At 66.5% G+C, this 7,236-nt stretch carries 6 protein-coding genes; all 6 read left to right on the top strand.

The annotated features are described in order from the left end of the window. Positions 1-143 precede the first annotated feature (143 nt). Positions 144-1,721: a ubiquinone biosynthesis regulatory protein kinase UbiB gene (ubiB, locus tag C265_RS25890; protein WP_010813941.1), complete on the top strand. Its 1,578-nt coding sequence runs from the start codon at positions 144-146 to the stop codon at positions 1,719-1,721. Between the two features lie 32 nt (positions 1,722-1,753). Continuing rightward, entirely contained in the window at positions 1,754-2,374 is a 621-nt protein-coding gene (locus tag C265_RS25885) for a methyltransferase domain-containing protein (RefSeq protein WP_010813940.1), read from the top strand. Between the two features lie 293 nt (positions 2,375-2,667). Then, complete coding sequence (locus tag C265_RS25880; protein ID WP_010813939.1) at positions 2,668-4,104, top strand: sodium:solute symporter family protein; 1,437 nt, start codon at positions 2,668-2,670, stop codon at positions 4,102-4,104. Positions 4,105-4,268: 164 nt separating this feature from the next. Next, positions 4,269-4,613, top strand: a complete 345-nt coding sequence (locus C265_RS25875; RefSeq protein ID WP_010813938.1) for an FmdB family zinc ribbon protein — start codon at positions 4,269-4,271, stop codon at positions 4,611-4,613. 14 nt (positions 4,614-4,627) lie between these two features. Further along, positions 4,628-5,341, top strand: a complete 714-nt coding sequence (locus C265_RS25870; RefSeq protein WP_010813937.1) for a DUF502 domain-containing protein — start codon at positions 4,628-4,630, stop codon at positions 5,339-5,341. A gap of 66 nt (positions 5,342-5,407) precedes the next feature. Then, positions 5,408-7,216, top strand: coding sequence for an aspartate--tRNA ligase (aspS, locus tag C265_RS25865; protein WP_011614526.1), 1,809 nt, complete (start codon positions 5,408-5,410; stop codon positions 7,214-7,216). The last annotated feature ends 20 nt before the right edge of the window (positions 7,217-7,236 follow it).

Here is a 7,236-nt window from a genome sequence, read left to right as displayed (position 1 = left end):
GCTGGAGCGCGCCGGCCCGCCGCCGGCTTCCGGACAGTCGGGCCAGTCCGGCAAGCTGCCGTCGCCGCACCGCTGAGCCGGCCGCGCCCCGATCCCATCCACCAACAACATGACTGCCTGCCCGGCCCTGTGAAGACTCCCGAATGACCCGCCTCCTGCGCCTTGGCAAGATTCTCTTCGTCATCCTCTATTACGGCCTGGACGAGCTGGTGCTCTCGGGCTTCAGCAGCCGCAGGATCCGCTTCCTGGTACGCGTCATCACCATCGGGCGCAAGCTCGAGATGCCGCGCGGCGAGCGCCTGCGGCTGGCGCTGACGCGGCTGGGCCCGATCTTCGTCAAGTTCGGCCAGGTGCTGTCGACCCGGCGCGACCTGATGCCGGCGGACATTGCCGACGAACTGGCCAAGCTGCAGGACCAGGTGCCGCCGTTCGATTCGGTGGTGGCGGTGAAGATCATCGAGCGCGCGCTGGGGCGGCCGCTGGACCAGCTGTTCGAGACCTTCGAGCACCAGCCGGTGGCCAGCGCCTCGATCGCACAGGTGCACTTCGCCACGCTCAAGGGCGGCCCCTGCCACGGCCGCGAGGTCGCGGTGAAGGTGCTGCGCCCGGGCATGCTGCCGGTAATCGACAGCGACCTGGCGCTGATGCGCGACATGGCCACCTGGCTGGAACGCTTCTGGGCCGACGGCAAGCGCCTGAAGCCGCGCGAGGTGGTGGCCGAGTTCGACAAGTATCTGCACGACGAACTCGACCTGATGATCGAGGCGGCCAATGCCAGCCAGCTGCGCCGCAACTTTGCCGACACCAGCCTGCTGCTGGTGCCCGAGGTGTTCTGGGACTGGTGCAGCAGCACCGTGTTCGTGATGGAGCGCATGCACGGCATCCCGATCTCGCGCACCGAGTCGCTCAAGGCCGCCGGCGTGGACATGCACCAGCTGGCGGAAGAGGGTGTCGAGATCTTCTTCACCCAGGTGTTCCGCGACGGCTTCTTCCATGCCGACATGCACCCGGGCAATATCCTGGTGTCGGTGCAGCCCGAGACCTTCGGCCGCTATATCGCGCTGGACTTCGGCATCGTCGGCGCGCTGTCCGAGTTCGACAAGAACTACCTGGCGCAGAATTTCATCGCCTTCTTCCGGCGCGACTACCACCGCGTAGCACTGCTGCACGTGGAGTCCGGCTGGGTGCCGCCAGACACCCGTGTCGAAGAGCTGGAAAGCGCCGTGCGCGCCTGCTGCGAGCCGTACTTCGACAAGCCGCTCAAGGAAATCTCGCTGGGCATGGTGCTGATGCGCCTGTTCCAGACCTCGCGCCGCTTCAATGTCGAGATCCAGCCGCAGCTGGTGCTGCTGCAGAAGACGCTGCTCAATATCGAAGGCCTGGGCCGCCAGCTCGACCCCGACCTGGACCTGTGGAAGACCGCCAAGCCTTTCCTGGAACGCTGGATGCACGAGCAGGTGGGCTGGAAGGGCGCCTGGGAGCGGGTCAAGGTGGAGGCGCCGCTGTGGGCCAAGATGCTGCCCGACTTCCCGCGCCTGGCGCACCAGTTCCTGGAGCGGCGCGCGCTGACCAGCAACGGCGAGCAGGACAAGCTGCTGGCGATGCTGGTGGTGGAGCAGCGCCGCACCAACCGGCTGCTCGGCACCGGGCTGCTGTTGCTGGGCGGCTTTGTCGCCGGCATCGTGCTGACGCATGTGCTGGGCTGGGCGGGCTACTGGTAGCGCACCCAGGCTGATCCATTTTTGAGGTGACCATGAGCGACCCTGCCAAGCCCGTGCCGACCTTCGCCACCCGCAACGCCGCCGACCCGGCATTCTGGGACGAGCGTTTCGAACAGGGCTTCACGCCCTGGGACCAGGGCGGCGTGCCCGAGGAATTCCGGCAGTTCATTGAAGGCCGTGCCCCATGTCCGACCCTGGTGCCAGGCTGTGGCAACGGCTGGGAGGCCGCGTGGCTGTTCGAGCGTGGCTGGCCGGTGACGGCAATCGACTTCTCGCCGCAGGCGGTGGCGTCGGCGCGGCAAACTCTGGGGCCGGCGGGGGTAGTGGTGCAGCAGGGCGATTTCTTTGCCTTCACGCCGCAGCCGCCGTGCGAGCTGATCTACGAACGGGCCTTCCTGTGCGCGCTGCCGCCGGCGATGCGGGCCGACTATGCCGCCCGGGTCGCGCAACTGCTGCCGCCGGGCGGCCTGCTGGCCGGCTACTTCTACCTCGGCGAAAACCGCGGCGGGCCGCCGTTCGCGATGCCGGCCGAGGCGCTGGACGCGCTGCTGGCACCGGCCTTCGAGCGACTTGAGGACCGGCCCACGGCCGCGCCGCTGCCGGTGTTCCAGGGGCAGGAGCGCTGGCAGGTCTGGCGCCGCCGGTCCGGCTGAAGCAGCCGCCGGCCAGCCCTTGTGGCGCAGGCGATGCTCCGCGTGGCGCATTTGCGCCAGCGGGGAATTTTTTTCGTCCACGCTGGTCTGCGTCGCTATAATCCGCGTTTTGATTCGGCTACGACCGCAGCCCCGGCCGCGTTTTCCGCCCAGCGCGAGAACTCCAGGCAGCTCGATATGCGGCCCCGACCGATGAATTGGACTCCGGGCAGATGCGCGCAAGCAACGTGCACTCATGCGCCGCCCGGCATTCGGTTTCTCGCCACAAGGGCACTTCTGCATAGGGCAGCGGCATGCTGATCTGGTTCGTCATCATCTACTGGGTAATCTCGGTCGGCATCGGCCTGTGGGCGGCGCTGCGGGTACGCAACACCACCGATTTCGCCGTCGCCGGGCGCAGCCTGCCATTCCATATCGTCACCGCCACCGTCTTCGCCACCTGGTTCGGCTCGGAGACGGTGCTGGGCATCCCCGCCGTATTCCTCAAGGAAGGCCTGTCGGGCGTGGTCTCCGACCCCTTCGGCTCGTCGCTGTGCCTGATCCTGGTGGGCCTGTTCTTCGCCCGGCCGCTGTACCGGATGAACCTGCTGACCATCGGCGACTACTACCACAACCGCTATGGCCGGCTGGCCGAGGTGCTGACCACGCTGTGCATCGTGGTGTCCTACCTGGGCTGGGTGGCGGCGCAGATCAAGGCGCTCGGGCTGGTGTTCTATACCGTCTCGGACGGCGCGCTGTCGCAGGAGGCCGGCATGATGATCGGCGCAGCCAGCGTGCTGGTCTATACGCTGTTCGGCGGAATGTGGTCGGTGGCCATCACCGACTTCATCCAGATGATCATCATCGTGATCGGCATGCTCTATATCGGCTACGAGGTCAGCGGCCAGGCCGGCGGCGTCACGGCGGTGGTGTCGCACGCGGCCGCGGCCGGCAAGTTCGAGTTCCTGCCGTCGCTGGATTTCATACAGATCATCGGCTTCGCGGCGGCGCTGTTCACCATGATGCTGGGCTCGATCCCGCAGCAGGACGTGTTCCAGCGCGTGACCTCGTCGCGCACCGAGCAGATCGCCGGGCGCGCCTCAGTGCTGGGCGGCGTGCTGTACTTCTGCTTCGCCTTTATCCCGATGTTCCTGGCGTATTCGGCCACGCTGATCGACCCCGGCATGGTGGCCAGGTACATCGACACCGATTCGCAGCTGATCCTGCCGAAGCTGATCCTGCAGCACGCACCGATGTTCGCCCAGGTGATGTTCTTCGGCGCGCTGCTGTCGGCGATCAAGAGTTGCGCGTCGGCCACGCTGCTGGCGCCGTCGGTGACCTTTGCCGAGAACATCCTGCGCCCGTACTTCCGCCACCTCGACGACCGGCAGTTCCTGCGCGTGATGCAGACCGTGGTGCTGGTATTCACCGCGCTGGTGACGCTGTTCGCACTTAACTCGCACCTGTCGATCTTCCATATGGTCGAAAATGCCTATAAGGTCACCCTGGTCTCGTCCTTCGTGCCATTGGCCTTCGGCATGTTCTGGAAGCACGCCACCCGCCAGGGCGGGCTGGCGGCGATCCTGCTGGGCCTGTCCTCCTGGCTGACCTGCGAGCTGGCCTTTGCCGATGCCGTGGTGCCGCCGCAAATGGTGGGCCTGCTGTTCTCGATCAGCGGCATGGTGATCGGTTCACTGCTGCCGCAGTGGATTGCAGATCACGCGCCGGTCAAGGAAGTGCATATCGCCTGACGGCCCGGGGTCTGCCACCCCCTCATTTCCGGCGATCAGGCGGCCCCGGAACGGTTTATAATTCAAGGCTTTGCATCGTCGCACGGGAATTTCCCGCGGCCGCCATGGCCCGCGCCGATGTCCGCCTTTGTACCAATTCCGAAGTTTTCTCGCGAAATAACACCATGCCGATCTATGCCTACCGTTGCGACGCCTGCGGCCACGGGCGCGATGTGCTGCAGAAAATGAGCGATGCCCCGCTGACGGACTGCCCGTCGTGCGGCACCGCCGGCGCGTTCAAGAAACAGCTGACCGCTGCTGGTTTCCAGCTCAAGGGCTCGGGCTGGTACGTGACCGACTTCCGCGGCGGCAGCGCCGGCGCGCCGGCAGCGACCGGCGCCGCTGGTGGCGCCGCTGCAGCGGCGGCCAGCACCCCGGCGGCGGCTGAATCGCCGGCCAGTCCTGCCTCGTCCGCTTCGGCCACGCCCGCGGCAGCCGGCGGCTGCGGCAGCGCCTGCGCCTGCCATTGAGCCGGACCCGCCCCGTGGTTGCCAAGAAGACTTCCGCCCTGAAAACCTGGTTCCTGACCGGGCTGCTGGTGCTGGTGCCGCTGGGCATCACGCTGTGGGTGCTCAGCCTGATCATCGGCACGATGGACCAGAGCCTGGCGCTGCTGCCCGAGGCCTGGCGCCCGGACCGGCTGATGTTCGGCAAGCGCGTGACGGGCCTGGGCGCCATCCTCACGCTGCTGGTGATCCTGCTGGTCGGCCTGCTGGCGCATAACTTCATCGGCCAGCGCCTGGTGCGCTGGTGGGAAGCGCTGCTGGGCCATATCCCGGTGGTGGGCCCGATCTACACCAGCGTCAAGCAGGTCTCGGACACGCTGCTGTCGTCCTCGGGCAACGCCTTCCGCAAGGCGCTGCTGGTGCAGTACCCGCGCGAGGGCTCGTGGACCATCGCCTTCCTGACCGGGCGCCCCGGCGGCGACGTGCAGAACCACCTGCAGGGCGAATACGTCAGCGTCTACGTGCCGACCACGCCGAATCCGACCTCGGGCTTCTTCCTGATGATGCCCAAGGCCGACACCATCGAACTCGACATGACCGTCGACGCCGCGCTCAAGTACATCGTCTCGATGGGCGTGGTGGCACCGGCGGAATTGCCGCGCAAGAACGGCAGCATGTCCCGGCCGGCAGCCCCGGCCAATCCGGCCGGCAGGGCCAGCAGCGAGGAAACGGTCGAGACGACCGATCCTTAAGCATCCAATCTGATCACGGGCCGCCCGATGTGCTTCGGGCGGCCGCGTTTTACCGGGAATCTCCTTATGTCCTCCATGCGTACTCACTACTGCGGTCTGGTGACCGAACAATTCTCGGGCCAGGAAGTGGCCCTGACCGGCTGGGTCCAGCGCCGCCGCGACCATGGCGGCGTGATCTTCATCGACCTGCGCGACCGCGAAGGCCTGGTGCAGGTGGTGTGCGACCCGGACCGCCCCGAGATGTTCAAGGCCGCCGAAGAGATCCGCAATGAGTTCTGCATCCGCGTCACCGGCAAGGTCCGTCCGCGCCCGGCCGGCACCGAGAACGCCAACCTGACCTCGGGCAAGATCGAGGTGCTGTGCCATGAACTGACCGTGCTGAACCCGTCGGTCACGCCCCCGTTCCAGCTCGACGACGACAACCTGTCGGAAACCACGCGCCTGACGCACCGCGTGCTGGACCTGCGCCGCCCGCAGATGCAGTACAACCTGCGCCTGCGCTACAAGGTGGCGATGGAAGTGCGCAAGTTCCTCGATGCGCAGGGCTTTATCGACATCGAGACCCCGATGCTGGGCAAGAGCACGCCCGAAGGCGCGCGCGACTACCTGGTGCCGTCGCGGGTCAACCCGGGCCATTTCTTCGCGCTGCCGCAGTCGCCGCAGATCTTCAAGCAGATGCTGATGGTCTCCGGCTTCGACCGCTACTACCAGATCACCAAGTGCTTCCGCGACGAAGACCTGCGCGCCGACCGCCAGCCGGAATTCACGCAGATCGACTGCGAGACCTCGTTCCTGACCGAGCAGGAGATCCGCGACCTGTTCGAGGACATGATGCGCACGGTGTTCAAGAACGCCATCGACGTCGACCTGGACGCCAGGTTCCCGGTGATGGAGTTCCGCGAGGCCATGGCCCGCTTCGGCTCGGACAAGCCTGACCTGCGCGTCAAGCTGGAATTCACCGAGCTGACCGAGGTGATGAAGGACGTCGACTTCAAGGTGTTCTCGAGCCCCGCCAACAGCGACAACGGCCGCGTGGTCGGCCTGCGCGTGCCGGGCGGCGGTGCGATCTCGCGCGGCGAGATCGACGCCTACACCCAGTTCGTCGGCATCTACGGCGCCAAGGGACTGGCCTGGATCAAGGTCAACGAAGTGGCCAAGGGCCGCGACGGCCTGCAATCGCCGATCGTCAAGAACCTGCACGACGCCGCCATTGCCGAGATCCTCAAGCGCACCGGCGCCCAGGACGGCGACATCATCTTCTTCGGCGCCGACAAGGCCAAGGTGGTCAACGACTCGATCGGCGCGCTGCGCCTGAAGATCGGCCACTCTGACTTCGGCAAGGCCAACGGCCTGTTCGAAGACACCTGGAAGCCGCTGTGGGTGGTCGACTTCCCGATGTTCGAGTACGACGAGGAAGACGCGCGCTGGGTGGCCATGCACCACCCGTTCACCAGCCCCAAGGACGAGCACCTGGAATACCTGGAGACCGACCCGGGCAAGTGCCTGGCCAAGGCCTACGACATGGTGCTGAACGGCTGGGAAATGGGCGGCGGCTCGGTGCGGATTTTCCGTTCGGACATCCAGAGCAAGGTGTTCCGCGCGCTCAACATCAATGACGATGAAGCCCGCGCCAAGTTCGGCTACCTGCTGGACGCGCTGCAGTACGGCGCGCCTCCGCACGGCGGCCTGGCCTTCGGCCTGGACCGCATCGTCACGATGATGGCCGGCGCCGACTCGATCCGCGACGTGATCGCCTTCCCGAAGACCCAGCGCGCCCAGGACCTGCTGACCCAGGCCCCGAGCTCGGTCGACGAGAAGCAACTGCGCGAACTGCACATCCGCCTGCGCGCCACGGAGCCCAAGCCGACGGCCTGAGTTGCCTGAAGTCCGCAAGG

The sequence above is a fragment of the Cupriavidus sp. GA3-3 genome (genome assembly GCF_000389805.1).
Lineage (GTDB): Bacteria > Pseudomonadota > Gammaproteobacteria > Burkholderiales > Burkholderiaceae > Cupriavidus > Cupriavidus necator_D.
Note: the sequence above shows the minus strand (reverse complement) of the source record. Positions and strands in the feature narration are given on the sequence as shown.

Excerpts from the sequence above, each read along its gene's own strand:
- ubiB (WP_010813941.1), top strand. The coding sequence starts at position 144 with ATGACCCGCCTCCTGCGCCTTGGCAAGATTCTCTTCGTCATCCTCTAT.
- C265_RS25885 (WP_010813940.1), top strand. The coding sequence starts at position 1,754 with ATGAGCGACCCTGCCAAGCCCGTGCCGACCTTCGCCACCCGCAACGCC.
- C265_RS25880 (WP_010813939.1), top strand. The coding sequence starts at position 2,668 with ATGCTGATCTGGTTCGTCATCATCTACTGGGTAATCTCGGTCGGCATC.
- C265_RS25875 (WP_010813938.1), top strand. The coding sequence starts at position 4,269 with ATGCCGATCTATGCCTACCGTTGCGACGCCTGCGGCCACGGGCGCGAT.
- aspS (WP_011614526.1), top strand. The coding sequence starts at position 5,408 with ATGTCCTCCATGCGTACTCACTACTGCGGTCTGGTGACCGAACAATTC.